This is a genomic window from Clostridium sp. MCC344 (genome assembly GCF_018785365.1).
Lineage (GTDB): Bacteria > Bacillota > Clostridia > Lachnospirales > Lachnospiraceae > Pilosibacter.
The window spans coordinates 1-533 of record NZ_WQPQ01000007.1 but is presented as its reverse complement, the minus strand read 5'-3'; the positions used below and the strand labels follow the sequence as shown (position 1 = coordinate 533).

Below are 533 nucleotides of genomic sequence, written 5' to 3'. Positions count from 1 at the left end.
CAGCACTTTACAGAGGATACCCTATTGTCCGCGATGGAGACTGCCGGAAAAGAGGATATGCCGGAGGATGCCGAACGAAAGGGCCTGGGGACACCGGCCACCCGTGCCGGTATTTTGGAAAAGCTGGTATCTGCCGGTTTTCTGGAACGAAAAAAGAGCAGGAAAACGGTGCAGCTTCTCCCTTCCCACGATGCAGTTTCCCTGATCACAGTGCTGCCGGAACAACTGCAATCGCCGCTTCTGACTGCCGAGTGGGAGTACCGCCTGGGCGAGATCGAGCGCGGGCAGCTTGCCCCGGAGGAGTTTTTAGACGGGATCAGCATCATGCTGAAAGATCTGGTGGGGACTTATCAGGTCATCAAGGGAACTGAGTATCTGTTCACTCCGCCCCGTGAGGTGGTGGGCAAATGCCCTCGCTGCGGCGGTGAAGTTGCAGAACTGCAAAAAGGCTTCTTCTGTCAGAATGATTCTTGCAAATTTGCAATCTGGAAAAACAACAAATGGTGGGCTGCCAAGAAAAAACAGCCGACCAA

At 54.0% G+C, this 533-nt stretch carries 1 protein-coding gene; it reads left to right on the top strand.

The features are described 5' to 3' along the window. Positions 1-533 (top strand): DNA topoisomerase (locus GPK90_RS01485; protein WP_252197322.1); only part of this gene is annotated, 533 nt, incomplete at both ends.